The organism is Aquibaculum arenosum, assembly GCF_029222965.1.
Taxonomy (GTDB): domain Bacteria; phylum Pseudomonadota; class Alphaproteobacteria; order Kiloniellales; family DSM-21159; genus Aquibaculum; species Aquibaculum arenosum.
In genome coordinates this window covers 25,556-49,539 of sequence record NZ_JARHUD010000012.1, presented here as the reverse complement: position 1 = coordinate 49,539, position 23,984 = coordinate 25,556, and the positions used below count along the sequence as shown (strand labels likewise).

The 23,984-nt window shown below is 66.7% G+C and carries 20 protein-coding genes; 2 read left to right on the top strand and 18 right to left on the bottom strand.

From position 1 onward, the window contains the following. Positions 1-35: 35 nt before the first annotated feature. The 9 genes from P2G67_RS15430 to P2G67_RS15390 form a co-directional block, all read right to left on the bottom strand. A complete protein-coding gene (locus P2G67_RS15430) occupies positions 36-971 on the bottom strand; it encodes a DUF4167 domain-containing protein (RefSeq protein ID WP_275824154.1) in 936 nt (311 codons plus the stop codon). 231 nt (positions 972-1,202) lie between these two features. Then, positions 1,203-2,054: a peptide chain release factor N(5)-glutamine methyltransferase gene (gene prmC, locus P2G67_RS15425; RefSeq protein WP_275824152.1), complete on the bottom strand. Its 852-nt coding sequence runs from the start codon at positions 2,052-2,054 to the stop codon at positions 1,203-1,205. Further along, positions 2,051-3,127: a peptide chain release factor 1 gene (gene prfA, locus P2G67_RS15420; protein WP_275824151.1), complete on the bottom strand. Its 1,077-nt coding sequence runs from the start codon at positions 3,125-3,127 to the stop codon at positions 2,051-2,053. Before prfA ends, prmC begins: the two co-directional genes overlap by 4 nt. Then, positions 3,124-4,416, bottom strand: coding sequence for a glutamyl-tRNA reductase (gene hemA / locus P2G67_RS15415; protein ID WP_275824150.1), 1,293 nt, complete (start codon positions 4,414-4,416; stop codon positions 3,124-3,126). Before hemA ends, prfA begins: the two co-directional genes overlap by 4 nt. 13 nt (positions 4,417-4,429) lie before the next feature. Then, positions 4,430-5,674, bottom strand: a complete 1,245-nt coding sequence (gene hisS / locus P2G67_RS15410; RefSeq protein ID WP_275824149.1) for a histidine--tRNA ligase — start codon at positions 5,672-5,674, stop codon at positions 4,430-4,432. A 40-nt stretch (positions 5,675-5,714) separates the two neighbouring features. After that, complete coding sequence (ispG, locus tag P2G67_RS15405) at positions 5,715-6,839, bottom strand: flavodoxin-dependent (E)-4-hydroxy-3-methylbut-2-enyl-diphosphate synthase (RefSeq protein WP_275824148.1); 1,125 nt, start codon at positions 6,837-6,839, stop codon at positions 5,715-5,717. A gap of 114 nt (positions 6,840-6,953) precedes the next feature. Beyond that, positions 6,954-8,228, bottom strand: a complete 1,275-nt coding sequence (locus P2G67_RS15400) for a helix-turn-helix domain-containing protein (protein WP_275824147.1) — start codon at positions 8,226-8,228, stop codon at positions 6,954-6,956. Positions 8,229-8,445: 217 nt separating this feature from the next. After that, positions 8,446-10,716, bottom strand: a complete 2,271-nt coding sequence (ptsP, locus tag P2G67_RS15395; protein WP_275824146.1) for a phosphoenolpyruvate--protein phosphotransferase — start codon at positions 10,714-10,716, stop codon at positions 8,446-8,448. Between the two features lie 95 nt (positions 10,717-10,811). Beyond that, entirely contained in the window at positions 10,812-12,035 is a 1,224-nt protein-coding gene (locus P2G67_RS15390; protein WP_275824145.1) for an aspartate kinase, read from the bottom strand. Between the two features lie 245 nt (positions 12,036-12,280). On the opposite strand from P2G67_RS15390, the gene ubiG reads away from it, so the two are divergent. Beyond that, entirely contained in the window at positions 12,281-13,066 is a 786-nt protein-coding gene (ubiG, locus tag P2G67_RS15385) for a bifunctional 2-polyprenyl-6-hydroxyphenol methylase/3-demethylubiquinol 3-O-methyltransferase UbiG (RefSeq protein ID WP_275824144.1), read from the top strand. A 39-nt stretch (positions 13,067-13,105) separates the two neighbouring features. On the opposite strand, the gene P2G67_RS15380 is transcribed toward ubiG, so the two are convergent. The 5 genes from P2G67_RS15380 to ileS form a co-directional block, all read right to left on the bottom strand. Continuing rightward, on the bottom strand, positions 13,106-14,455 hold the full coding sequence (locus P2G67_RS15380; RefSeq protein WP_275824143.1) for a M16 family metallopeptidase: 1,350 nt from the start codon (positions 14,453-14,455) through the stop codon (positions 13,106-13,108). 29 nt (positions 14,456-14,484) lie between these two features. Next, positions 14,485-15,867, bottom strand: a complete 1,383-nt coding sequence (locus P2G67_RS15375; RefSeq protein WP_275824142.1) for a M16 family metallopeptidase — start codon at positions 15,865-15,867, stop codon at positions 14,485-14,487. A 192-nt stretch (positions 15,868-16,059) separates the two neighbouring features. Continuing rightward, positions 16,060-16,650 carry a DUF3035 domain-containing protein gene (locus P2G67_RS15370; RefSeq protein WP_275824141.1) on the bottom strand — a complete coding sequence of 197 codons (591 nt, stop codon included), beginning with the start codon at positions 16,648-16,650 and terminating at the stop codon, positions 16,060-16,062. A 19-nt stretch (positions 16,651-16,669) separates the two neighbouring features. Next, positions 16,670-17,149 carry a signal peptidase II gene (gene lspA, locus P2G67_RS15365; RefSeq protein ID WP_275824140.1) on the bottom strand — a complete coding sequence of 160 codons (480 nt, stop codon included), beginning with the start codon at positions 17,147-17,149 and terminating at the stop codon, positions 16,670-16,672. 4 nt (positions 17,150-17,153) lie between these two features. Then, positions 17,154-19,994, bottom strand: coding sequence for an isoleucine--tRNA ligase (gene ileS / locus P2G67_RS15360; protein WP_275824139.1), 2,841 nt, complete (start codon positions 19,992-19,994; stop codon positions 17,154-17,156). A gap of 334 nt (positions 19,995-20,328) precedes the next feature. On the opposite strand from ileS, the gene P2G67_RS15355 reads away from it, so the two are divergent. Further along, positions 20,329-20,781, top strand: a complete 453-nt coding sequence (locus tag P2G67_RS15355) for a cupin domain-containing protein (RefSeq protein WP_275824138.1) — start codon at positions 20,329-20,331, stop codon at positions 20,779-20,781. A gap of 6 nt (positions 20,782-20,787) precedes the next feature. Here P2G67_RS15355 and P2G67_RS15350 read toward each other — a convergent pair whose 3' ends face one another. From P2G67_RS15350 to P2G67_RS15335, 4 genes are all read right to left on the bottom strand, one after another. After that, positions 20,788-21,240 carry a MaoC family dehydratase gene (locus tag P2G67_RS15350; protein WP_275824137.1) on the bottom strand — a complete coding sequence of 151 codons (453 nt, stop codon included), beginning with the start codon at positions 21,238-21,240 and terminating at the stop codon, positions 20,788-20,790. Positions 21,241-21,333: 93 nt separating this feature from the next. Further along, entirely contained in the window at positions 21,334-22,125 is a 792-nt protein-coding gene (locus P2G67_RS15345; protein ID WP_322099727.1) for an SDR family NAD(P)-dependent oxidoreductase, read from the bottom strand. Beyond that, positions 22,125-23,411 (bottom strand): TRAP transporter large permease, encoded by a 1,287-nt coding sequence (locus tag P2G67_RS15340; RefSeq protein ID WP_275824136.1) that lies wholly within the window; start codon positions 23,409-23,411, stop codon positions 22,125-22,127. The genes P2G67_RS15345 and P2G67_RS15340 overlap by 1 nt, the downstream gene beginning before the upstream one ends. 4 nt (positions 23,412-23,415) lie before the next feature. Continuing rightward, positions 23,416-23,949, bottom strand: a complete 534-nt coding sequence (locus P2G67_RS15335; protein WP_275824135.1) for a TRAP transporter small permease — start codon at positions 23,947-23,949, stop codon at positions 23,416-23,418. Positions 23,950-23,984: the final 35 nt, after the last annotated feature.

Below are 23,984 nucleotides of genomic sequence, written 5' to 3'. Positions count from 1 at the left end.
GAGAGCGGGGCCCCGCGACGCGGGAGCCGTGAGGCTCACGCCTCGACCTTCTCCGCATCGCCGCTGGCGCGGGTGGTGCGCCGGCGCCGTGGCTTGGCCACCTTGGGCTCACTCGCCTCGGCGTCACCGTCACCAGTTTCGGCGGACTTTCCGGCAGATTCGCTGTCGGATGCGGTGGCAGTTTCACCAGCAGAGCCATTACCGCTGCGCGTCTTCTCGCCCAGCATTTTTAGCAGACCGGCATCCTCTTCACCGGCCGGGGCCTCCTCGACCTTGGCCTTGCTGGAGCGCCGGGTTGTGGTTCGACTGGTCGTCGAAGTGCTGGTGCGCCGAGTACGGCGCGGTGCCGGCTTCTCGGCTTCGCTTTCCGCAGCAGCACCTTCGACTTGCGCTACCGGCTCGTTGGACACTGCAGGCTCGGCCGCCTGTGATGCCTGCTCGCCGTTGCCGTCGTGGCCCTGCGCCGGCTCTTCGGACTGCTCCGAGGTGCTGCGCGAGTCCTGGCCACCGTTCTCGCCATTGCGGTTCTCGGCAAAGCGAGGGTCGCCCTGACGGGCCTGCTGACGCCGGTCCTCGAAGCGCGCACCGTTGCGATCGCCACGGCTGTAGCGCCCGCGGGGCGCTGCCTCCATGGACTCGCCGTTGTCGTCCTGGCCCTCACCGGATTCGGACTCACCACGTTCCTCGGCCCGCTGCTCACCCGACTGCTGCGGTCGATTGTTGGGATCGGTGCTGTCGTTGATGATCCGATAATAGTGCTCAGCATGCTGCTGGAAGGACTCCGCAAGCACTCTGTCCCCTGCGGACTGAGCATCGCGCGCCAACTGCGTATACTTCTCATAGACCTGCGCTGCGTTGCCGCGGACGCGGCCTTCGGGCCCATTACTTTCAAAGTTCTGGGCGCGAGTCGGCACGTTCGGGCGTCGTCCGGGGCGACCGCGGCCCCGCCGTGGATTGTTGCCTTGCCTCATCTCAGTCCGTTATGGCGTCACGAGTGGGATCAAAAATAGTCAATGGGAGCACTCGTCAGCTATCGCAACGGCGATCACTGCACGAAATCTTCAACGTCCATCTGGAAGTCGGAGCGACTGAGGGCGAAAAGCCCTTGGCGCTCAAATGCACCCCATCTACGCCAGCCGAGCCAGCGTCATAAAAGAAACCTAGCGACCCGCACCCCGCTTTCCAACTGTTTTTTATACATTTCACCCTCTGCGCCGGATCAAAAGTGCCCGCTCACGCCCGGCCAGGTCCAAAAGGACCTGCCATTGCCACCTTCGGGGCTGCTCCAGCAGCGCCGCAATGGCCGCAGCCTGTCCCGGTCCATGCTCGAAGATCGCCATTCCCCAGGCCGCGAGCAGCCGGTCAAGTTGCGGAATCAGGATGCGATAGGGCTCGAGGCCGTCGTCTCCGCCATCCAGCGCCCCGCGCGGCTCCCAGCCGGCCACCTCCGGCTCCAGGGCATCGATCTCATCCGCGGGGATGTAGGGTGGATTGCAGAGCAGCAAGTCGAAGCGTTGCTCGAGGCCCGCGCACCAGTCGCCAAGTTGGAAGTGAACGCGCTCGGCCAGGCCGAGGTTCCTTGCATTGCGCGTTGCCATATCCACTGCCGCTTGGCTGCAGTCCACACCCAAACCACGCGCCTGCGGCAATTCGGACAGCAGCGCAAGCAGCAGACAGCCACTGCCGCTGCCCAGGTCAAGTGCTTGCAGAGGCGCCTGCGGGTCGCGCACGCGCTCCAGGAGCGCCGAGACCAACAGCTCGCTATCCGGGCGCGGATCGAGGGTTTCGGGCGCCAGTTGGAAGGGCAAGGACCAGAATTCCCGAACTCCCAGGATGCGGGCCACCGGCTCTCGGGCGGCCCGGCGCCGGATGCTGTCGCGAAAAGCCTCTTCACTCGCCTGGTCCAGGCCGCGCTCGGGCCAGGCGATCACCGTCGAGATGTCGCACTCCAGCAGCGCGGCCAGCAGAAGGCGAGCATCACGGCGCGCATCCGGCACACCGGCAGCTTCGAGTTCCTGCTGCGCTGTGGTCAGCGCGTCGCCGATGCTGGTCACTGCATGCTTGCCAGGCGTGCGGCCTGATCCTCAGCAATGAGCGCGTCGATCACCTCGTCCAGGGCCTCGCCGGCCAGAATCTTGTCGATCTTGTGCAGAGTCAGATTGATGCGGTGGTCGGTCACGCGGCCTTGCGGAAAATTGTAGGTGCGAATGCGCTCCGAGCGATCGCCGGAGCCCACCTGCTGGCGCCGGGTTGCAGCCAGGTCGTCGGCCTGCTGGCGGCGCTTTTCGTCATAGAGACGTGCGCGCAGGATCTTCATGGCCTTCAGCTTGTTCTTGTGTTGGGACTTTTCGTCCTGGCACTGCACCACCACCCCGCTGGGCAGATGGGTGATGCGGATGGCGGAATCGGTGGTGTTGACGTGCTGTCCCCCGGCGCCCTGGGAGCGGAAGGTGTCGATGCGCAGATCCTTATCCTCGATCTCCACATCCACATCCTCAGCCTCGGGCAGCACGGCAACGGTCGCGGCGGAGGTGTGGATGCGTCCGCCGGACTCGGTCACCGGCACGCGCTGCACCCGATGCACGCCGGACTCGAACTTCAGGCGACTGAAGACGTCGCGGCCGGTAATCGCCGCGCTGGCCTCCTTGATCCCGCCGATTTCAGTTTCGGTGTAGTCCAGCAACTCGAAGCGCCAGCCGCGCAGCTGGGCATAGCGCTGGTACATGCGAAAGAGTTCACCGGCAAAGAGCGCCGCCTCCTCGCCGCCGGTGCCGGCACGCACCTCAAGAATTGCGTTACGCGCGTCGGCCTCATCCTTGGGCAGCAGGAGCAGCATGACCTCCTGCTCCAGCGCCGGCAGGGCGTCGCGCAGGCTGTAATACTCCTCCTCCGCCAGTGCCCGCATCTCCGACTCCGCCTCTGGGTCCTGGCGCATTGCGTCCAACTCCGCGAGTTCGCGGCGTTTCGACTGCAGCGCCTCCACATGCTCCACCAGTGGCTGCAGTTCATGGTGCTCGCGCAGCATGTTGGTATAGGCCGTGGAGCCCGGCTCCGGATGGTCGTTCAAGAGGGCCGAGAGTTCGCGCCAACGCGCAACCACCTGCTCCAGACTCTGGTCCAGCTTCACCGTCTTTTTTCTCCTTCTCCGCCGCCGCGCGGCCCCTCGCCCTCAAGGCGAAACAGCCGGCGCAGCAGGCGCTCGAACAGCGGCCGATTGCCGGGATCCTCGCTTGCCGCCTCCCGCAGGGCCTCCGAGGGTTCGTGCAGGAGGCGCGCCAACAACAGCCGCGTGGCCGCCTCAGCGTCATCCCCCTTCTCGGCCAGCACCTCCTGGCGGATGCGTTCGGCATGGGCCCGCAGATCCGATAACAGTGGCGCCGTCTCTCGCCCCCGGCTGATCCGCCGAAAATCATCGAGTTCCTCGCCGAGAATGCGCCAGGCCCGCATCGAGGCCCCTTCCCGGCTGCGCCGCCCGGCTGCCGCCACCCGCTCGAGATCATCGAGGCTGTAGACGAAGGCCCCGTCCAGGCTCTCGACCGCCGGCTCGATATCACCGGGAACGGCCGCATCGATCAGGAAGATCGGGCGTCGACGCCGGCGACGCAAGGCCTGCTCCACCCGGGAGGCCGGCAGCAGCAGGCGGCCACTTCCCAGGGCAGAGACCACCACATCGGCTTGGGCCAGCGCCTCCTCCTGCTCCTCCCAGGCGCGCAGATGCGCACGCAGGCGCCGGGCCACAGCCTCCGCGCGTCGCTCGGAACGATGGCTGACCGTCAGTTCCCCGACGCCGGCTGCGCGAAACTCACCTGCAAGCAGTTCACCCATCTCACCCAGGCCGAGCAGCAGCAGGCTGCTGCGCCCGAGATCGCCATGCAAGTCGCGCGCCACGCGCAGCGCCGAGGCCGCCAGGGTGACCGGCTGCTGTGCCAGACTGGTTTCGTTGCGCACCCGCTTGGCCGCCTTGTAGGCCGCTTCCAGCCTGCGACCGAGGAAGGGACCGGTCAGGCCCAGGGCAGCCGCCAGGCGATGCGCCTCTTTGACCTGGCCCAGCACCTGGGGCTCGCCAATCACCTGGCTGTCCAGGGAGGCCGCCACGGCAAAAAGATGACGCAGAGCGTCGTCGTCGCTGAGCGCGTAGCTTTGGCCAATCAGATCGTCGTGCGAAACGCCGGCCCATTGTGCCAGCAGCCGGCGCAGCCGCAGCGCTGCGTCCGCGCTGTCCTCGACGGCGGCGAGCACCTCGATGCGGTCACAGGTGGAGAGCAGGAGCACCTCATCCAGGCCGCTGTCGCGCAGCTCGGACAGGCGTTCGGGCACACGCTCTTCCTCGATGAAGAGTGCTTCACGCAGCTCCATGCCGGCGCTGCGGTGATTGACACCGACAACCAGAAAGCTGCGCTCCTGCGGCACCGCCATCGCGGGCCGCTGCCTAGGCCAGGGCGCGGAGGCGCTCGCCCAGCGAATCCAGGGAGACGAGTTCCTGCGCCCCGCTGTCGAGGTCGCGCAGGCTGGTCGCCCCCTTCGCCAACTCCTCTTCGCCAAGGAGCAGGGCGAAACGCGCGCCGAGACCATTCGCCCGTCGCATCCGCTTCTTCACGTTGCCGCTGTAGCCCAGTTCCACGGCAAACCCCTCGCGCCGCAGCCGCTGGGTCAGCAACAGGGCCGGCTTCTCCGCCTCAGGCCCCACCGGCACGACGGCAACCGGCCGTGGCGCCGCAGGCGGGTCGGCGAGGAGCATCGCCAGACGCTCGATGCCGGCGGCCCAGCCGACACCCGCGGTGGGCGGACCGCCCATGGTCTCCACGAGGTAGTCGTATCGTCCGCCGCCCATCACCGTACCCTGAGCGCCCAGGGCATCGGTGGTGAACTCGAAGGCCGTGTGGCAGTAGTAGTCGAGCCCGCGCACCAGGCGGTTGTTCAGGCGATAGGGGATCTCCAGCGCTTCCAGCCCTTCGCGCACCTCGGCAAAGAAATCGACGCTGGCCTGGTTCAAATAGTCCTCGAAGGCCGGCGCTTCGGCGATCAGCTCCCGGTCGCCTTCGTCCTTGCTGTCCAGAATACGCAGCGGATTGCGCTCCAGCCGTTCCCGGCTGTCCGCGCTCAAACGCGCCTGATGGTCGGAGAAGTAGTCGATCAGGGCCTGACGATAGGCCTGGCGGCTTTCGGGGTCGCCCAGGGTGTTGAGCTCCAAGGTGGTGCGCTCAGCCACACCCAAGGCTTCCAGAATGTGCCGCCCCAGGGCGATGATCTCGATGTCGCCCTGCGGTGCCGGCACACCCAGCAGTTCGATGCCGATCTGGTGGAACTGCCGCTGCCGACCCTTTTGCGGGCGCTCGTGCCGGAACATCGGCCCGGCATAAAAGTATTTCACCGGCAAGGCCTGCTGCAGGCCGTGGGTGATGAAGGCCCGCGCCACACCGGCGGTGTTCTCCGGCCGCAGGGTGATCTCCTCTCCCTCCTTCATGGCGAAGGTGTACATCTCCTTCGTCACCACGTCGGAGGTGTCGCCCAGCGTGCGCTTGAAGACCTCGGTGAACTCGAAGATCGGCGTGGCCATCTCGAGATAGCCGTAGCCTTCGGCCAGGGCACGCGCGCGCTCAATCACGGCGCGATGGCGGCGCATCTCCTCGGGCAGAAGGTCATGGGTGCCGCGGACGGGCTGCAGGCTGGACACGGGCGGTGCTTCTTTCTCGCTTTTTCTTCGGCCTCGGGGATTACTCGGCGGCAGCGGATGGTTCGCTGCGCCCCGCCTCGATCTCTGCAGCCTTTTCCTCCACCAGGCGGACCAGGTGGTCAACGATGGCTTCGTCCTTCAGGCGATGGTGCGGCACGCCGGCGAGATAGACCTGGTGGGTGCCACGCCCGCCGCCGGTGAAACCGATATCGGTCATGGTCGCCTCGCCCGGCCCGTTCACCACGCAGCCGATCACGGAGACGGTCATGGGCGTGGTGATGTGCTCCAGGCGCTGCTCCAACACCTCCACCGTCTTGATGACATCGAACTGCTGGCGCGCACAGGAGGGACAAGAGATGACGTTGACGCCGCGGTGGCGCAGGCCCAGGGACTTGAGCAGCTCGAAGCCCACGCGCACCTCCTCCACCGGATCGGTGGAGAGCGAGACGCGCAGGGTGTCGCCGATGCCCGACCAGAGCAGCATCCCCAGCCCGATGGACGACTTCACCGTGCCGCTGCGCAGGCCGCCGGCTTCGGTAATCCCGATGTGCAAGGGGGCGTCAGTCGCCTCGGCCAGCCCCTGATAGGCAGCCACCGCGAGGAAGACGTCGGAGGCTTTCACCGAGATCTTGAACTCGTGGAAGTCCTCGTCCTGCAGATGCTTGATGTGGTTGAGCGCGCTTTCGACCATTGCCTCGGGACAGGGCTCACCGTAGCGCTCCAGCAAGTCCCGCTCCAGTGACCCCGCATTGACGCCGATGCGCATGGAGCAGCCATGGTCGCGGGCGGCCTTGACCACTTCGCGCACCCGCTCGCGACTGCCGATGTTGCCGGGATTGATGCGCAGGCAGGCCGCGCCCGCCTCCGCCGCCTCGATGCCGCGACGATAGTGGAAGTGGATGTCGGCGACGATCGGGATTGGTGATTCGCGCACGATGTCACGCAGCGCCACGGTGGAAGCCTCATCAGGGCAGGACACGCGCACGATGTCCGCCCCGGCCTCTGCAATCCGCTGGATCTGCTCGATTGTGGCGCGCACATCCGAGGTGGCCGTGTTTGTCATGGACTGCACCGAAATCGGTGCATCACCACCCACCGCCACCGGGCCGACGTGAATACGGCGCGAGGGACGGCGTTGAATGTCGCGGTAAGGCCGAACGCTCATGGCCGGCACTCCCGTAGTGTCATCCTGGATTGGAACGTTCCTTCAAACTGCCCGCTGCTCCGCGCGACTTCAAGCACCGCGCTGGAATGCCAGGGCTGCAAGAGGCACGCAGGGTCACTCAGCACGGCTGCGCAGAGCCTCGGGGTCCAGCGAGATATCGCGGCGGACTGCACCATTGGGCCCCAGCGGCGGCAGGCGGCGGCCCTCCACCACAATGTCCAGCCCCCCGGCGTTGCCGGTGAGCAGACTGAGACCCTCTTGATCCGGCACGCGATAGGTGTCGCCCGGCCGGAGAACCCGCGTGAACAGCAACTCGTCATTGGCGCTGCGCACCTGGACCCAGGAGTCGGCGGTGGCAAGCAGGACGACGCGCACATCTGCGCCTTCCGCCCCGTAGCGTTGCCCCGTGCCCAGATCATCCATGGAGAGCAGCGGCTCTTCCGGCTCCTCGGGTTCGGAGGCCGCAAGCGGCGTCTCCTCGGAATCGGCATCGGCTTCCTCTGGGACCGCCGGCGCAGCCGTGTCGTCACCAGCGCCTTCGACGGCTGGCGGTTCAGGCAGCGCGTCGTCTGCCGTTGCCTCCGGCTCCGGCTGGGCGTCCGCCAGGGACGGCGCCTCGGTGTCGCCGGTATCGGTGCCATCGGGCAGCAGGCTCCCTTCACTGCCCTCGCCGTCGGAGCCCTCCGCGTCAGGTTCAAGCGCGCTGGGCTCGGTCCCCGGCGGCGTTTGCGGATCGGAGAGATCCTCGTCTGGCAAGGCTGTGGCACTGTCCGGCGCCGGGGAGGTCGCTTCCTCGGGGGTGCCGGTGCTCCCCACGAGGCTGTCCTGTTCCGGGGTCCCGTCCGATGTGGCAGCCGGTGGATCCTCGGGCTCTGCCACTTCCTGCTCTGCCAACTGCACCGGCTCCTCCCCGCCCGGCAAAGGCAGCAGCTCCACGAAGGGCTTGCCACTCTGACTCCAGACGTGCCAGCCGCCGTAGGCGAGTGCGACCACCAGCAGGGAAATCAGCACCAGAGCGAAGCCGGGCAGACGGCCTTCCGGCTTGGGCGCCGGGAAGGAGAGATCCTGCTTCGCCCGCGCCGCCTCGTTGATTTCAGACTTGAAGAGCGCCACCGTCGCCTCGGAGTCGAGTCCAAGATACTCGGCATAGGAGCGTACAAAGCCGATGGCGTAGGGTGTGCCCGGCAGTTCCTCGTAGTGGCCTTCTTCGATCGCTTGGAGATAGGGACGCCGGATGCGCAACTCGGCTGCCACAGTCTCGAGTTCGTAGCCCAGCTCATAGCGGCTGCGGCGCAGGATGCTGCCGATCGGCTCCGGCCGCCGCTGAGGCGCATGTCCATCCTCGGGCCACTCGGGCTCGTAGCGCAGATCCTCGGCATCCTGTGTCAAACGATCACCTCGTCGGAATGAACAAGCTCAGCATAGGATACAAGCGCTCGGGTCGCCCAGCTATCACGGACCCCAGGCGGCTGACCTCATGCGAACGGACGCGCGAGTCTTACCAAAGGCGGAAGCAAAACGGCAAACGCTTAGAACGGTCTAAGGCATTAGACCAGGACGGCCCCGGAGTCGACTCGTCCTGCAACGCCCAACCGCAACGTCTGGCTCAAAGGGCGATCCCATGGTCACCGGCGTAAGCCCTAAGATGTTGTCGGACACTGCGGTTTGGCAGGCCGCTGAGATAGGTGACGTACTCCTGCAGCGACCCCAGCTTGAGGCTGCGCACCGTGGAGCGGACCGACGCCACATGCGAGGGCGGCATGGAGAGAATGCGAATGCCGCAGCCGATCAGCGCCAAGGCTTCCAGCGGATGGCCGGCCATCTCGCCACAGACCGACAGCGGCACACCGTGGCTGTCGGCTTCGGCGGCCAGGAAGCGCAGTAGCGTCAGGATCGGCGGCGACAGCGAATCATAGCGCCGCGCCAGGCGCGGATTGCCCCGGTCGATGGCGAAGAGGAACTGGAAGAGGTCGTTCGAGCCCACGGAAACAAAATCGGCCCGCGCGAAGAGCGCAGGGAGCTGCCAGATCAGCGCCGGCACCTCCAGCATGACGCCCACTTCCAGCCGGGTCGGGGGCTCGGCCCCGCGGGCCAGGTGCCGGGCCAGCTCCATGTCCAGCAGGGCGCGCGCCTGCATCAGCTCGTTCACCTCGCTGACCATGGGGAACATCAGCCGCAGATGCCGCCCGGCACCGGCTGCCAGCAGGGCGCGCAGCTGCTGGCGCAGCATGGCCGGGCGGTCGAGGCCGATGCGAATGGCCCGCCAGCCCATGGCTGGGTTCTCGTCCTTGGTGCCGCTCCAGTAGGGCAGCGCCTTGTCGCCGCCGATATCCAGAGTGCGGAAGGTGACCGGCCTCTCGCCGGCCATGTCCAGCGCCCGGGCGTAGAGCTCGGTTTGGGTGGCCGCATCGGGAAAGCGCTCCTGCACCATGAAGGGAACCTCGGTGCGATAGAGGCCAACCCCTTCGGCCCCGCTTTCCTCGAGTTGGTCCAGGTCCACCAGCAAGCCGGCATTGGCCTGCAGGCTGATGCGCACGCCGTCGCGGGTCTCCGGTGGCAGCGCGCGATTGGCAAGCTGCTCGGCCCGGCGGTTGGCCCTCAGTTCGATGGCATCGGAGAAACTCTGGCGCACCGACTGCCGCGGCCGCAGCAGCGCCTGGCCGACATCTCCATCGATGATAACGAAATCGCCGGGCCGCACGCGTGCCAGCAGTTCCGAGCAGCGGCCGATCATGGGAATGCCCAGCGCCCGGGCAACGATTGCCACGTGCGCCGTGGGACTGCCCTCCTCCAGCGCCACGGCGCGCAGGCGCGAAATGTCGTAGTCGAGCAGTTCGGCCGGCCCCAGATTGCGCGCCACCAGCACCAGATCGTCAGGCAAGTCGTCGCGCGCGGTGGAGTCGTTTCCGGTCAGGTGGTGCAGCAGCCGATTGCCCAGGTCCTCCAGGTCGGAGTAACGCTCGCGGATATAGGGGTCGCGCACCTTCGTCATGCGCTGGCGCATGTCGGTGAGCACGCGCTGCACCGCCGCCTCGGCGGTCAGGCCGCTGCGCACAGCCTCGCGCAGCCGTTCGGCCCAGCCGCGGTCCTCGGCAAACATGCGATAGGTTTCCAGCACCTCCACATGCTCACCGTCACCGGAGAGCTCCTGGCGCTGCAGCAGATCGTCGAGCGATTCCTGCATCTCGGACAGCGAACTCTCGAGCCGATGCAGCTCCACATCGATGTCTTCGGCAACGATCTGCTTGATGACGATGCCGCGCTCATGCGGCACGGCGGTGCCCATACCGATGCCTTCGTTCAGGGTCACACCCGCCAGGCGCGCCGGCAGTGTGGCCAAGCTGTCGGTGTGGCGCCCCTCCTCCTCGCCGATCAAGCCGGCGCCTCCGACCATCTCGGCCAGGACCATGGCCACCGTTTCCAGCGCTTCCAGCTCGTCTTCGCCGTAGGCGCGCCGGGTCTTGTTCTGCACGGCGAGCACGCCGATGACCCGGCGGTCGCGCAGCAAAGGCACGCCGAGCATGGAGTGGAAGATTTCTTCCCCGGTCTCCGGCCGATAGGCAAAGTTTGGATGCTGCTGTGCGTCCTGCAGCGACAAGGGACGCCCGGTGGAGGCGATTTCGCCGACGATGCCTTCGCCGACGCGCAGGCGGGTGCGGTGCACCGCTTCCCGGCGCAAGCCCTGGGTGGCGAAAAGCTCGAGAACTTCGCCCGCGCGCATGACATAGAGGGAGCAGACCTCGGCCACCATGGCATCGGCGATCAGGCGCACCAAGGAATCCAGGCGGTCCTGCCATAGACCGCCCGATTGCATCAGGTCGCGCAGCTGCCGCAACAGCCGGCGCGAACCGCCCCAGCCTCCTGCCTGCGGCGCCATCGGCTCTACCCCTCTTTCGCGCTCTTCTTACGCTTCTTCTGCGCCCCGGGTTCTACTGGGTCCGGGTGCGTCGCCCCCTTTCGAAGGGTCCGGCTTCAGACCTTGTCCAGGCCGTAGGCCGAGTGGAGGCTACGCAACGCCAGCTCAAGATACTCCTCAGCGATCAAAACGCTGACCTTGATCTCCGAGGTGGTGATCACCTCGATGTTGATCCCCTTCTCCGCCAGCGCCCCGAACATGGTCTGGGCCACGCCGGCATGGCTGCGCATGCCGACACCGATCACCGAGACCTTGACCACGTTGTGCTCGGAGGCGAGTTCCTCGTAACCAATCGACTCCGCATGCTTCTCCAACACGGCGAGGGCCCGCTCCACCTCGGCCCGACCGACCGTGAAGGTCAGATCGGTGGTCTTCTCCTTACTGGAGATGTTTTGCACAATCATGTCGACGTTGATGGCGGCCTCGGCCAGGGGGCCGAAAATGCCAGCGGCAATGCCCGGGCGATCGGGCACGCTGCGCAGGGTGATCTTCGCTTCGTCCCGGCTGTAGGTCACACCGCTTACGACTGCCTGTTCCACGATTTCTTCCTCGTCCACCACCAGGGTGCCGGGCAGGTTCTCGAAGCTCGAGCGAACCTGCAGGCGTACACCATGTTTCATCGCCATCTCGACCGAGCGCGTCTGCAGCACCTTGGCGCCGAGAGAGGCCATCTCCAGCATCTCCTCGTAGGTGATGCGATTGAGCTTGCGCGCGCCCTTCACGATGCGCGGGTCGCTGGTATAAACCCCGTCCACATCAGTGTAGATGTCGCAGCGATCCGCTCCAAGCGCTGCAGCCAGAGCCACCGCCGAGGTATCCGAACCGCCGCGCCCCAGCGTGGTGATCCGCTGGCGCTCGGGCTCGATACCCTGAAAACCGGCGACCACCGCCACCTCGCCTGAACTCAACCGGCGGCTCATCTCCGTGGTCTCGATGGCCTCGATGCGCGCAGAGCCGTGGGAGGCATCGGTGCGGATCGGAATCTGCCAGCCTTGCCAGGAGCGTGCCGAGACGCCCAGATCCTGCAGCACCACGGCCAGAAGTCCGGCCGTCACATTCTCTCCCGAGGAAACGATGGCATCGTACTCACGGAGGTCATAGAGACGGGCGGCGGAACGGGTGTAGTCGATGAGCTGGTTGGTAACTCCGGCCATAGCGGAGACGACCACGGCCACTTCGTTGCCGTCGTCCAGCTCCGCCTTGACGCGCTGCGCCACCGACTTGATACGGTCGATATCGGCGACGGATGTGCCGCCGAACTTCATCACGATGCGTGCCATCGTCCCTGTGCCTGTCCGGGGTGGGCCTGAATCGGAAAACGCCTGCCCGCGATGCCGACAACCGTCGCGACGGTGCCAGAGGCTGCTGTCCCGTCCCGCCGGAATTGCGGGTTCTCGACACGGCGCGCCCCTCACGGTGTGCCAGCCCTGGGTTGCTGATAGCGAGCGGCCTATCCATACTTGAAGGGGCCGGTTTCGCGCAAGCATCGCGCCGGCAGGCTTCATCCCATCGCACGAGGTAGTCCATGGCCCCCAGCACGCCCCGCCGGCCCCGCAGCGCCACCGCCGGGCAGAGCATCGACGCCGCCGAGATCGAGAAGTTTTCCCGGCTGGCGGCCCGTTGGTGGGATCCGGAAGGCGAGATGGCGCCGCTGCATGCCATGAACCCTGTACGCCTGCAGTTCCTGCGCGACCAGGCGGTGCGACATTTCGGGCTGGATGAGCGGTCGTTGGCGCCCCTTGCGGGCCTGAAGGTGCTGGACGTCGGCTGCGGCGCCGGCCTTCTCTGTGAGCCGCTGGCGCGCATGGGGGCGCAGGTGACCGGCATTGACGCGGCCGATGAAAGCCTGGCCGTGGCCCGGCAGCACGCAGCCGACAGCGCCCTGGAAATCGACTACCGCCACAGCAGCGTCGAGGCGCTGGCCGAGTCGGGCGAGACCTTCGACCTCGTCACCGCCCTGGAAGTGGTCGAGCACGTGGCTGACGTCCCCGGCTTTCTCGGGGCCTGCTGCCAGGTGGTGCGGCCCGGCGGTGCGCTGGCGCTGTCTACCATCTCGCGCACACCGCAAGCCTTCGCCTTCGCCATCGTGGGCGCCGAATATGTGATGCGCAAACTTCCCCGCGGCACCCATGACTGGCGAAAGTTCCTCAAGCCATCAGAGTTGGCCGGCGCAGTGCGCCGCCAGGGGCTCGAGGTGCGCGAAGTTGCCGGCATGGTCTACCACCCGCTTTCGCGCGAATGGCACCTCAGCCGCCATGACCTCTCGATCAACTACCTGCTCTGGGCCGAGCGCGATCCGGACACTGCGTAACCCTGCGCGTAACCCTGCGCGTAGCCCTGCCGGTCGCGCCTACTCCGGCAGACTGCGGGTGGAGACCAAGCCTTCGGGCTTTCCGACCACAACCAGGGTCAGTGCCTCGCTGTCCAGCAGTTCGGCCGCCACGCGCTTTGCATCTTCCGGCGTGACCGCCTCGATCAGCTCGCGGCGGCGTTCCATATAGTCCAGGCCCAGGTCGTCGAGCTGCAGGCCCAGCAGCGTGTCGGCGATCCGTGGCGAGCTGGAGAGGCCCAGGGCGAAGGAGCCGAGGAGGTAGTCCTTGGCCAGCCGCAGTTCCTCCTCGCTCGGCCCTTCATCCGCCATGCGCTGCCACTCTGCGCGGATCAGCCCGATGGCTTCGCCGACCCGGGCGTTGTCGCTGCTCACGTTGCCGACCAGCAGCGGCGCCTTGTCGAGCGCGGCCAGGCTGGTGTTGACGCCGTAAGCCAGGCCACGCTTCTCGCGCACCTCGTTGAAGAGACGTGACGAGAAACCGCCCCCGCCCAGGATGCGGTTGACCAGCGCGGCGGTGATGAAATCGGGGTTCTCGCGCGCGATGCCGCCTTGTCCCAGCACCACATTCGACTGTGGCTGGTCGCGCTCGACCACCAGCAGGCCGCCTTCGGGGTCGGGCGTGATCGCCTCAGCCTTGGGTGGCGCCCCCTCTTCCGGCAGGGGCCCGAAGGTCTCGTCGAGCAGGCGCCCCAGATTCTCGGGATCGATGTCTCCCGCCGCGGCTACATAGAGCCGATCGCGGGCAAACTGCTCGGCGATGAAGCTGCGGAGATCCTCGATCTCGATGGCGGCCAGGCTTTCCGGCGTGCCTTCGCTCGGCCGGGCATAGGGATGGTCGTCGAACAGCAGGCGGAAGAAGGCACGCGACGCCATGGTGTTGGGATCCTGGGCGCGGCGCGCCTGCACCACCTGATACTGTTGGCGCAGCCGTTCCACCGCCGGCAGGTCGAAACGCGGTTCGGTCATGGCCAGGCGCAGCAGGCGAAAGGCCTCCTCGCGCTGGCGGGTCAGGGTGAGGAGAGAGCCGCCGAGACGGTCCTGGCTCGCCGAGAAGGACAGCTCGATGGAGCGATCGGCCAGCTCTTCCTGGAAAGCCTCGGAATCATAGTTCCCGGCACCTTCGGTCAGCAGCGATGTGGCGAGCGCCGCCACGCCCTCCAGACCATCCGGCTGCTCGGCCGCTCCGCCGCGAAAGGCAAAGGACAGTGCCATCAAGGGGTTGGACTCGTCCTCAATCAGCCAGGCCTCGATGCCGCCGGGGGAAACCACACGCTCGGGCTCCAGCGCCTGGCCGGCGCGTGCCGGCATGAGCGCGGCCAGCGTCAAGGCGAGGAGGAACAGGGGCGTGGCGAAACGCTGGAACCGCATGGGCCAACTCCGCTGGAAAGGCTGAGGCATCAGGTGGTGGGCTCGGGGCGCAGAACCGAGGTTACCGATCGCTCGGGCGTGAGCACCAGACGCAAGGCCGCATCCACCTGCTCCGGCGTCACGGCACGAATGCGCTCAGGCCAAAGTTCGACCTGGTCGATGTCGCCGCCGGTGGTCAGCGCCTGCCCGAAGGCATAGGCTGGCCCGGCCACGGAATCGCGGGCCAGAACCGCATCGTCGATCAGGCGCTGCTTGGCCCGCTCGACCTCGCGCTCGCTCACCCCATCTTCCAGCAGCTCGTCGATCTCGGCGCGTAGTGCCTCTTCCACCGCTTCGGGCGAGACCTCCGGGCGGGGCGTGCCCCAAAAGATGAAGCTGGAGAGGTCGTAGGCGGTAGCCGAGTAGCCGGCGCCGGCCCCGGCCGCTATCTCGTCTTCCACGACCAAGCGGCGGTAGAGCCGGCCGGTGGCGCCGGAGAGCAGCTCGCTGGCGACCTGCAGGGCATAAGGCGTGTCCTCGGAGCTCTCCCCCAGCGTGCGCGTGTAGCTGGGCGCAAGATAGCGGATCGAGAGCGACGCCTGCCCAACCCGGGGACTGTCCAGTTCCACCCGGCGCGGCGCCCACTGGGCCGGCTCTGCCAGGCGACGGCGCTCGGGAAGCGTGCGCGCCGGAATCGGACCAAAGTGCTTCTCGGCCAGTTCGATCACCTCGTCGGGCTCCACATCGCCCGCGACGATCAAAACGGCGTTGTTGGGGGCGTACCATTTTTCATAGAAGTCGAGCGCATCGGCCGTGGTCAGCCCCTGCATCTCATGCTCCCAGCCAATCACCGGAACTCCATAGGGATGATGCATGAAGAGCGCCGCGCTGGCCATTTCGCGCAGCTGGGCCGAGGGGTCATTGTCCACCCGGCTCAACCGCTCCTCGAGGATCACATCGCGCTCCGGCAGCACCAGTTCGTCGACGAGCTGCAGGTTCACCATGCGATCCGCCTCCAGTTCCATGACCAGATCCAGCTGCGCGCGATCCACGGTCTGGTGATAGGCAGTGAAGTCGTAGGAGGTCATGGCGTTGTCGCGCCCGCCGTGGCGCTCGATCAACTGCGAGAATTCGAAGGGCCCCACCTTCTCGGTGCCCTTGAACATCAGGTGTTCGAGATAGTGCGCGATGCCCGACTTGCCCGGCGGCTCGTCCGCAGCGCCCACCTTGTACCAGAGCATCTGGGTGACGATCGGCGCGCGGTGGTTGGGAATGACCACGATCTCCAGGCCGTTGTCGAGTTCGTGCACCGCCGGATCGAAGACCTGGGCCCGCGCCGGGGTCTCACTGATCGAGAACAAGAGGGCACAGGCCAGAAAGCCTGCAGAGAGCCGGGCTGGCCGGAGCGAGGAGAACGCTGAGCGAAGGGTCATAGGGCGACGGACCTTGCGTTGCGGGAGCGGACAGTAAGCAAGTTGGCGAAGACAGAAGCTCCGTCAAGATCGCCGGCAAAGGTGGCGCCGCTGTGGCAGGCCCGGCAGCTTCACCCGTCCCTCATGCAAACCGCCCGCTCCCCGATTTGGGGGCGGGCGGTTTCGCTTGTGCGGGGTGCCGACTGAAAGGGATCAGAACAGTCGGTCGAAGAGGCTGCGACGCTGGCGCTCGATCACCGGCACGCCCTCGCCGGTTGGGCGCTCACCCATGGCATCACTGCCACGCAGGCGCCGCGCTTCCGCAGCGGGGTCGATCCGATCGTACTGCGGCTCCGGATCCTTCCAGAAGATCAGCATATCGGCGAAATCGCGGCTTTCCTCGTTGATCTGCCGCGTTTCGCGCTCGACTTTTCGGCGGATGTCGGGGTCGGCGCGATCGGCGCCCGCCTCGCGCAACAGGCTGCGCTCGCCCAGGGACAGGCTGTCGTCGACGCCTTCCTCAGGCACCGCGGCGGTCTGTTCACTCTCCTCAACTCGGAAGACCGCCTGACGCGCCCGCTGTTCCGGGCTCGCCTCCTGCGGGCGCTGCGCACCGGGTGCTGGCGGACGCAAGGAGAAACTGGGCGGCACCGAGAGCGGTGCGCGGGATACGACGCGGAATTCGTCCGGCGACTGCTTGGTCAATCCCAGCGAGCGGCGGACATCGTCCCCGCACCCCGCCAGAGCGACCACCATGCCGCAACAGAGCAGCAGTTTCGTCGAACGCGTGAGCAGTTTTGGCAAAGAACCGTCCTCCTGGGCCTCACGAGCGCTTATGTTTACCGTCCCCCTCGCCGCCGAACAAGCCGTCGAACAGCAGGAGGCCCACACCGCACACGATGGCCGCATCGGCAAGATTGAACGCCGGCCAGTGCCAGCCGGCATAATGGAAATCGAGGAAGTCGACCACCCCCGGGTGCAAAAAGCGGTCTATCATGTTGCCCAGAGCCCCGCCCACGATCAGGCCGCCGGCAAGGCGCGGCAGGCGCCCGGCCTGTCCGCGCAGCCACCAGAGCAGCGCCAGAACGATCACCAGCGACAGGGCCGCGAGGGCATAGGGCTTCCAAGCGTAGTCGCTCGCCATCAAACCGAAGGACACCCCGCGGTTATAGACCAGGACCAGGTTGAAGAAGCCCGTAACCTCGATGATGCGCGGTGGGCTCATCACCCAGAGCAGCACCACCCACTTGCTGACCTGATCGGCCAGCACCACCAGGGCGGCAAGGAGGAGCGTTAAGCGCAAGAGCCTAGGCCGCCGTCACGCCGAGACGCTCCACCGCGTCAGCACAGCGCCCGCAGGTCTCCGGCGCCTGGGGATGCTTGCCCACGTCGGGCAGCACCTGCCAGCAGCGCGCGCACTTCTCTCCCGGTGCCGCCTCGACGCGTACGGCCACGCCGGGCACTTCCTCGAGGCGATAGGCATCATCCTCCAGAGCGTCGCCGGTCAGGGCGATGTCCGAGGTGATGCAGATCCCGGCGAAATCGAGCGCTTCCAGCAGCGCCCGCAGGCCCTCGTCTTCCACCTGGACCAGCGGCGCCGCCTGCAGCGAGGAGCCGAGACGCTTTTCCGTGCGCTCCAATTCCAGTGCGCCGGTGACCACACGCCGGACCTTGCGCACCTGGGCCCACTTTTCCGCCAGCGCCGGGTCGAGCCAGGCCGCGGGCGCCTCGGGGAAGGTGCGCAGGTGCACCGACTCCGGCGCCTTGCCCCGCGCCCACCACGCCTCCTCCGCCGTGAAGCAGAGCACCGGCGCCAGCCAGGCCGTGAGGTGATCGAACAGCAGATCCATGACTGTGCGGCAGGCCCGGCGACGCAGGCTGTCGGGCGCGTCGCAGTAGAGTACATCCTTGCGGACGTCGAAGTAGAAGGCCGAAAGGTCGACGGCGCAGAAGTCGTGCACGGCGCGATAGAGCTCGTGGAACTCGTAGTCCTCCACCCAGCCGCGCACCGAGCGGTCCAGCTCGGCCAGGCGGTGCAGCACCCAGCGCTCCAGCTCCGGCATCTGCTCCAGTGGCAGCCGCTCGCTGTCCTCAAAGCCGTCGAGGCCGCCCAGGAGGTAGCGCAGGGTGTTGCGCAGGCGGCGATAGGCATCGACCTGATACTTCAGGATCTCCTTGCCGATGCGCAGATCCTCGGAATAGTCCGAGCCCACGACCCAGAGGCGCAGGATGTCCGCGCCCTCGTTCTTCATGACATCCTGCGGCGCGGTCACGTTGCCGGCGGACTTGGACATCTTGCGCCCCTGCCCGTCCAGCACGAAACCGTGGGTCAGGACCGCCTCGAAGGGCGGCTTGCCGCGGGTGCCGCAGGACTGCAGCAGGGAGGTGTGGAACCAGCCGCGGTGCTGGTCCGAGCCCTCGAGATAGAGCGAGGCCGGCCACTTTAGATCCTCGCGCTTTTCCAGCACGAAGGCGTGGGTCGAGCCGCTGTCGAACCAGACCTCCACCACATCGAAGATCTGCTCGTACTCAGCCGGATCGTAGTCATCGCCCAGCCACCGCTCCGGCGGCGAGGAGAACCAGGCATCGCCGCCCTCCTGCTCGAAGGCCTCGGCGACACGATCGATCACCGCCGCGTCGCGCAGCGGCGCGCCGTCGGCCTTGCGCACGAACAGCGGCAGCGGCACGCCCCAGAGACGCTGGCGTGAGATGCACCAGTCCGGGCGCTGCTCGATCATGGAGCGCAGGCGCGCCTGGCCGCGCGGCGGCACGAAGCGGGTCTCGTCGATGCCGGCCAGCGCCTTCTCCCGCAGGTCATTGGCCTCCATGGAGATGAACCACTGCGGCGTGTTGCGGAAGATCAGCGGTGCCTTGGAGCGCCAGGAATGCGGGTAGGAGTGCGTGAGGCGTCCGCGGGCCAAGAGTTTGCCACCCTCGCGCAGCGATTCGATCACCGCAGGGTTGGCATCGCCTTCCTTGCCCTTGGCCGTATAGACCACCGTGCCAGAGAACAGCGGCACGTGCGGCAGGAAGCGGCCTTCCGCATCGATGGTCTGCGGGATCTCCAGCCCATGGGCGCGGCCCAGCCCGAAGTCGTCCGCGCCATGGCCCGGCGCGATGTGCACGATGCCGGTGCCCTGGTCCATGGTGACGAACTCGGCCGCCAGCATGGGAACCGGAAAGTCGTAACCCTGTCCGCGCAGCGGATGGGCGCAGATCGTGCCGGCCAGGTCGCTGCCCTTGAGGGTCGCCTTGACCTCCCAGTCGGTGATGCGCGACTGCGCCGCCGTTGCTTCCAGCAGCGCCGAAGCCAGGATCAGGCGCTCGCCCACCTGGGCCCAAGCCCCCTCCTGCGTGCCGGTCACCTCGACGACGACGTAGTCATCCTCCTCGCTGAAGGCAACGGCGCGGTTGCCGGGGATGGTCCAGGGTGTGGTGGTCCAGATGACCACCGCAGCGCCTTCCAGCTCGGGCCGTGCGGCCTCGGCCACCGGAAAGCGCACCCAGATGGTCGGGGAAACATGGTCGTGATACTCCACCTCGGCATCGGCCAGCGCGGTCTTCTCCACCACGGACCAGAGCACCGGCCGCTCGCCAGCATAGAGGCCGCCGTTGAGCAGAAACTTGCCGATCTCGCGCACGATCTGCGCCTCGGCGGCGTAGGCCATAGTGAGATAAGGATCCTTCCAGTCGCCGATCACGCCCAGGCGCTGGAACTCTTCGGTCTGGATCGCGACCCACTTTTCGGCGAAGGCGCGGCATTCCTGGCGGAACTCGACCTTGTCCACCACGTCCTTGTCTTGCCCTCGGGCGCGATAGCCCTCCTCCACCTTCCACTCGATGGGCAGGCCGTGGCAGTCCCAGCCGGGAACGTAGTTCGCATCCTTGCCCAGCATCTGCTGGGCGCGATTGATCACGTCCTTGAGGATCTTGTTCAGTGCGTGCCCGATGTGCAGGTGGCCGTTGGCATAGGGCGGGCCGTCGTGCAGCACGAACTTCTCGCGGCCCTTGGCCGCTTCACGCTGCCGCTCATAGAGATCCATGTCCTGCCAGCGTGCCAGGATTTCCGGCTCCCGCTTCGCCAGACCGGCGCGCATGGGAAAATCCGTCTTGGGCAGGAATACGGTGGGACGATAATCGATGGTCATCACTCTGGCCTTGGCTTCCGGCGGCACGCTGCTGGCACGCCGGCACTGAAACTGCGTAACGGACTCACGCTCCCCGGCTCCCCTCAGGAAACCGGGCGGCTAATTCGCGCAGGAGGGTATATGACGGCCAGCATGGTCGCGGATCGTAACCATGGCAGCGCAGCGGTCAAGCGCGCGGGCCGTGCCGGCGGCAGCCTCTCGCCCGGATGCCGGCAAAGCGCTTCCGCAAAGTGGAGAATGCGGGCATTCTGAATGCCATAATCACGCCAGGCGACATAGGGTGCCCACCTGCCCCTGCCGGCCCGTAGTCGCCTGCTTTCCCAAGGGAGGCCCCATGAGCGCCATCACCCCCAACGCCCCGAATCACCAGGGCCTGAGCCGCCTCAAATCTCGGCATGTGGACGTGGAGGGACTGCCCTGGGAGCCAACCCGTTTTCCCGGCGTGGAGAGCAAGACGCTGCTGCTGGATCCGGAGAAGGGCCTGCTGACCGCGCTGATCCGCATGGCGCCGGGCGCCGCGCTGCCTGATCACGAGCATGTGGCGATCGAACAGAGTAACATTCTGGAAGGTCGGCTGGTGGATCACGACGGCGAGGCTGGGCCGGGCGAGTTCATCTGGCGCCCCGCCGGCAGCCGCCACGATGCGCACGCCCCCGAAGGCTGCCTGCTGCTGGGCATCTTCCAGATCCCCAACCGCTTCTACGACAAGGACGGCGGGGTCACCGACATGCTGGGTCAGGACTGGGAAAGTCGCTGGGGCGCGGCGCACAGGGCCACGCACGGCTGAGCGGATCTATTCGGCGGCGACGGTCTGGGCCGCCGGCCGGCTCTCCACCATCAAGGTGGCGTCACCTTCCACCACCACCGTGTCCCCCACCACGCAGCGGGTGTCGAAGATCGCACGGTTCTTGGCCGGGATCAGCTCCTTGAGGGTCACGCGCGCCACCATGGTGTCGCCGATGCGCACCGGCGCGCGAAAGCGGAGGTTCTGGTCGACATAGATGCAGCCGGCGCCCGGCAGCTTGGTGCCGAAGACGGCGGAGATGAGCCCGGCCCCCAGAACGCCGTGGGCAATGCGGCCCTTGAACATGGTCTGCTCGGCAAAGGCCTGGTCGAGATGCACCGGGTTGGTGTCCCCGGTCACCCCGGCGAAGAGCACGATGTCGCTCTCGGTCACGGTGCGCGAGATCACGTCGGTCATGCCGACGCGCAGATCCTCGAAATAGTAGCCGTGCAGCTCGTCCATGCCTGGGCCCTCTTCACTGTGATGCTGCGTTGCAGAAACATTATTGCACTGCAACCTAGCTCCTTGGCAAGGAACGAACAAGCAGGCGGCCGCTCAACCTACTTTTGCGCTGGAGCCGCCGTCCACTGGCAGGCAGACGCCGGTGATGAATTTGGCCTGTTCGGAGGCCAGGAAGGCCGCGGCTTCCGCCACATCCCAAGCCGTGCCCATCTTGCCCAGGGGCACCAGGGCATCGCGCTCGCGCACCATGGCCTCGGCGTCGGCATACTGTCCGGCGATCTGTTGATGGATCAGGGGCGTGTTGATCAGGCCGGGCATGACCGCATTCACCCGCACATTGTGCGGTGCGTACTCCAAGGCCATGGCCACGGTCATCTGGTTCACCGCCGCCTTGGCCGCGTAGTAGGAGAGGTAGGGATAGCCGGTCCAGCGGATGGCAGCGAGGGAGGAGATGTTCACCACGGCACCGCTGCGGCGCTCACGCATGCCCGGCAGGACGTGCTTGCACGTAAGGAAGACGCTGGTGGCATTGATGTCCAGCACCCGCTGCCAGCTTTCCTCGCTGGCCACTTCCGGGCCGCCCATCTCGGTGACGCCAACGTTGTTGTGCAGCACGTCGATCTGCCCGCGCTCCTGCAACAGCGCTTCGACCACCGCCAGGATGTCGTCGCTGCGGGTCACGTCGGCGGCGAAGGCCCGGGCCTGCCCGCCCTCCTCGGCAATGATGGAGACCGTTTCCTCGGCCGCCTTCAGATCGCGGTCCACCGCGGCGACAAAAGCACCGTCACGCGCATAGGTCACGGCAGCCGCCTTGCCATTGCCCCAGCCGGGGCCCGCCGAACCGGCGCCGAACACCAGCACGGTCTTATTCTCGAAACGTCGCATCAGCGGCCTCCCAACAGACTAGGGATGAAGGTGACAAGCGAGGGAAAGAGGGTGATCAGTAACAGGACACCGAAGGCCATCCCCAGGAAGGGCAGCACGCCAAGCGCCGCCCGCTCCAGGGAGAGGCGACCGATTACGGCCGCGATATTGAGGCAGAGCCCCACCGGCGGCGTGATCAGTCCGATGCAGAGGTTGAGGACCATCACCACGGAGAAGTGCAGCGGGTCGATGCCCAAGCTGGCGGCGATGGGGAAGAGCACCGGCACCAGCATGACAATGGCGGCATTGGCCTCCAGGAACATGCCAACCACCAGTAGGATGAGGTTGATCAGCAGCAGGAAGACCAGCGGGTGGCTGATGTGCTCGGAGACGAAGGCCGCCACCTCCGTGGGCACGTTGTAGTAGGCCAGGATCCAGGAAAAGACCCGCGCCGCGCCGACGATGATCAGGATCACCGCCGTCATCCGCGCGGTCTGGCGCAAGGCGTCGATGAACTTCGCCAGAGTCAGTTCCCGGTGGACCAGCGTCCCCACCAGCAGGGCGTAGATCACTGCCACAGCGGAGCACTCCGTCACGTTGAACACGCCGGTGCGAATGCCAAAGAGGATGAAGAGCGGCAGCAGCAGCGCGAAAGCAGAGGCCTTGAAGGCACGCCAGACCGCCCCCTTCTCCGCCACGGCAGAAACCGGATAGTTCCGCCGCCGGGCGATCCACCAGGCCAGCAGGAGCATCGCCACGCCGTAAAGCGCCCCCGGGACCAGCCCGGCCAGGAAAAGCTGGGTGATGGACTGGTTCGTGAGGACGCCCAGAACGATGAAGGCAATAGACGGTGGAATGATTGGGGCCACGACATTGGCTGCCGCGATAGAGGCCACGGCGAAGTCCGCGCGATAACCCGCCTTCTTCATCGCCGGGATCAGGATGCGGCCCAGGGCGCTGGTGTCCGCCACCGCTGAACCAGAAATCCCCGCGAAGAGTGTCGAGGCCATGATGCCGCTCATGGCCAGCCCGCCGCGAAAGCGGCCAAGGACCGAATTGGCGAAGTCCAGCAGTCGCCCGGTCATGCCCCCGGCGCTCATCAGGTTGCCGGTGAGCAGGAAGAAGGGAATGGCCAGCAGGGCGAAGCTGTCGATGCCGCCGAAGACCCGCTGGGGCACGACCATCAGGCTGGGCCCGTCGAGCCAGATCAGCAGGGCAGCGCTGGCAGCCACGATGGCGAAGCCGATGGGCACCGACAGCAGTATGAGAGCGAAGACACCCAGGGTGAGCAATTCGGCAACCGACACGGCGCTAGTCCTCTTCTTCGTCCAGCGGCTGCCACTCTCCACCGTGCGCCAGGCGGGTGAGCACCACCATCAGCAGCACCAGACCGCCCCCGATCCACAGCGCCGCATAGGGCAGTGACATGGGCAACTCCAGGGCCGCCGAGTCCTGGAAACTCATGGCGCCGGCATAGCGCCAGCCGAACAGCGCCAGCACCCCGGCGCCGAAGAGGATGACGAGATCACGCAGGAGCAGGAGCGGACCGCGCAAGCGCGGCGGGAGGGAATCGGCCAGGACGGTGACGGTGATATGCCCGCCGGAGCGCAGCACCGCTGCCGCGCCAAGAAAAGTCACCCAGACCATGAGATAGCGCGCCACCTCTTCCGACCAGCTGGGGGCCGCCGAGAGGACGTAGCGTGCGAAGACCTGCCAGACGACGCTGACGGTCATCACGAACAGCATGGCGATCAGAATCCAGTCGAGCAGCTTTTCCAGGCCGCCGGCCAGCCGTTCGGCCCAGTGCGCCAGCGGCGCGGGGCGGAGGTCCCGATTGCCCTGCATGCGTGTTCTCCGGGAAGTTCAGGCGGTAAGCGGGC

Excerpts from the sequence above, each read along its gene's own strand:
- P2G67_RS15355 (WP_275824138.1), top strand. The coding sequence starts at position 20,329 with ATGAGCGCCATCACCCCCAACGCCCCGAATCACCAGGGCCTGAGCCGC.
- P2G67_RS15345 (WP_322099727.1), bottom strand. The coding sequence starts at position 22,125 with ATGCGACGTTTCGAGAATAAGACCGTGCTGGTGTTCGGCGCCGGTTCG.
- P2G67_RS15350 (WP_275824137.1), bottom strand. The coding sequence starts at position 21,240 with ATGGACGAGCTGCACGGCTACTATTTCGAGGATCTGCGCGTCGGCATG.
- ptsP (WP_275824146.1), bottom strand. The coding sequence starts at position 10,716 with ATGGCGCCGCAGGCAGGAGGCTGGGGCGGTTCGCGCCGGCTGTTGCGG.
- P2G67_RS15380 (WP_275824143.1), bottom strand. The coding sequence starts at position 14,455 with ATGCGGTTCCAGCGTTTCGCCACGCCCCTGTTCCTCCTCGCCTTGACG.
- ubiG (WP_275824144.1), top strand. The coding sequence starts at position 12,281 with ATGGCCCCCAGCACGCCCCGCCGGCCCCGCAGCGCCACCGCCGGGCAG.
- P2G67_RS15430 (WP_275824154.1), bottom strand. The coding sequence starts at position 971 with ATGAGGCAAGGCAACAATCCACGGCGGGGCCGCGGTCGCCCCGGACGA.
- hemA (WP_275824150.1), bottom strand. The coding sequence starts at position 4,416 with ATGGCGGTGCCGCAGGAGCGCAGCTTTCTGGTTGTCGGTGTCAATCAC.
- ispG (WP_275824148.1), bottom strand. The coding sequence starts at position 6,839 with ATGAGCGTTCGGCCTTACCGCGACATTCAACGCCGTCCCTCGCGCCGT.
- ileS (WP_275824139.1), bottom strand. The coding sequence starts at position 19,994 with ATGACCATCGATTATCGTCCCACCGTATTCCTGCCCAAGACGGATTTT.
- P2G67_RS15390 (WP_275824145.1), bottom strand. The coding sequence starts at position 12,035 with ATGGCACGCATCGTGATGAAGTTCGGCGGCACATCCGTCGCCGATATC.
- P2G67_RS15335 (WP_275824135.1), bottom strand. The coding sequence starts at position 23,949 with ATGCAGGGCAATCGGGACCTCCGCCCCGCGCCGCTGGCGCACTGGGCC.
- P2G67_RS15375 (WP_275824142.1), bottom strand. The coding sequence starts at position 15,867 with ATGACCCTTCGCTCAGCGTTCTCCTCGCTCCGGCCAGCCCGGCTCTCT.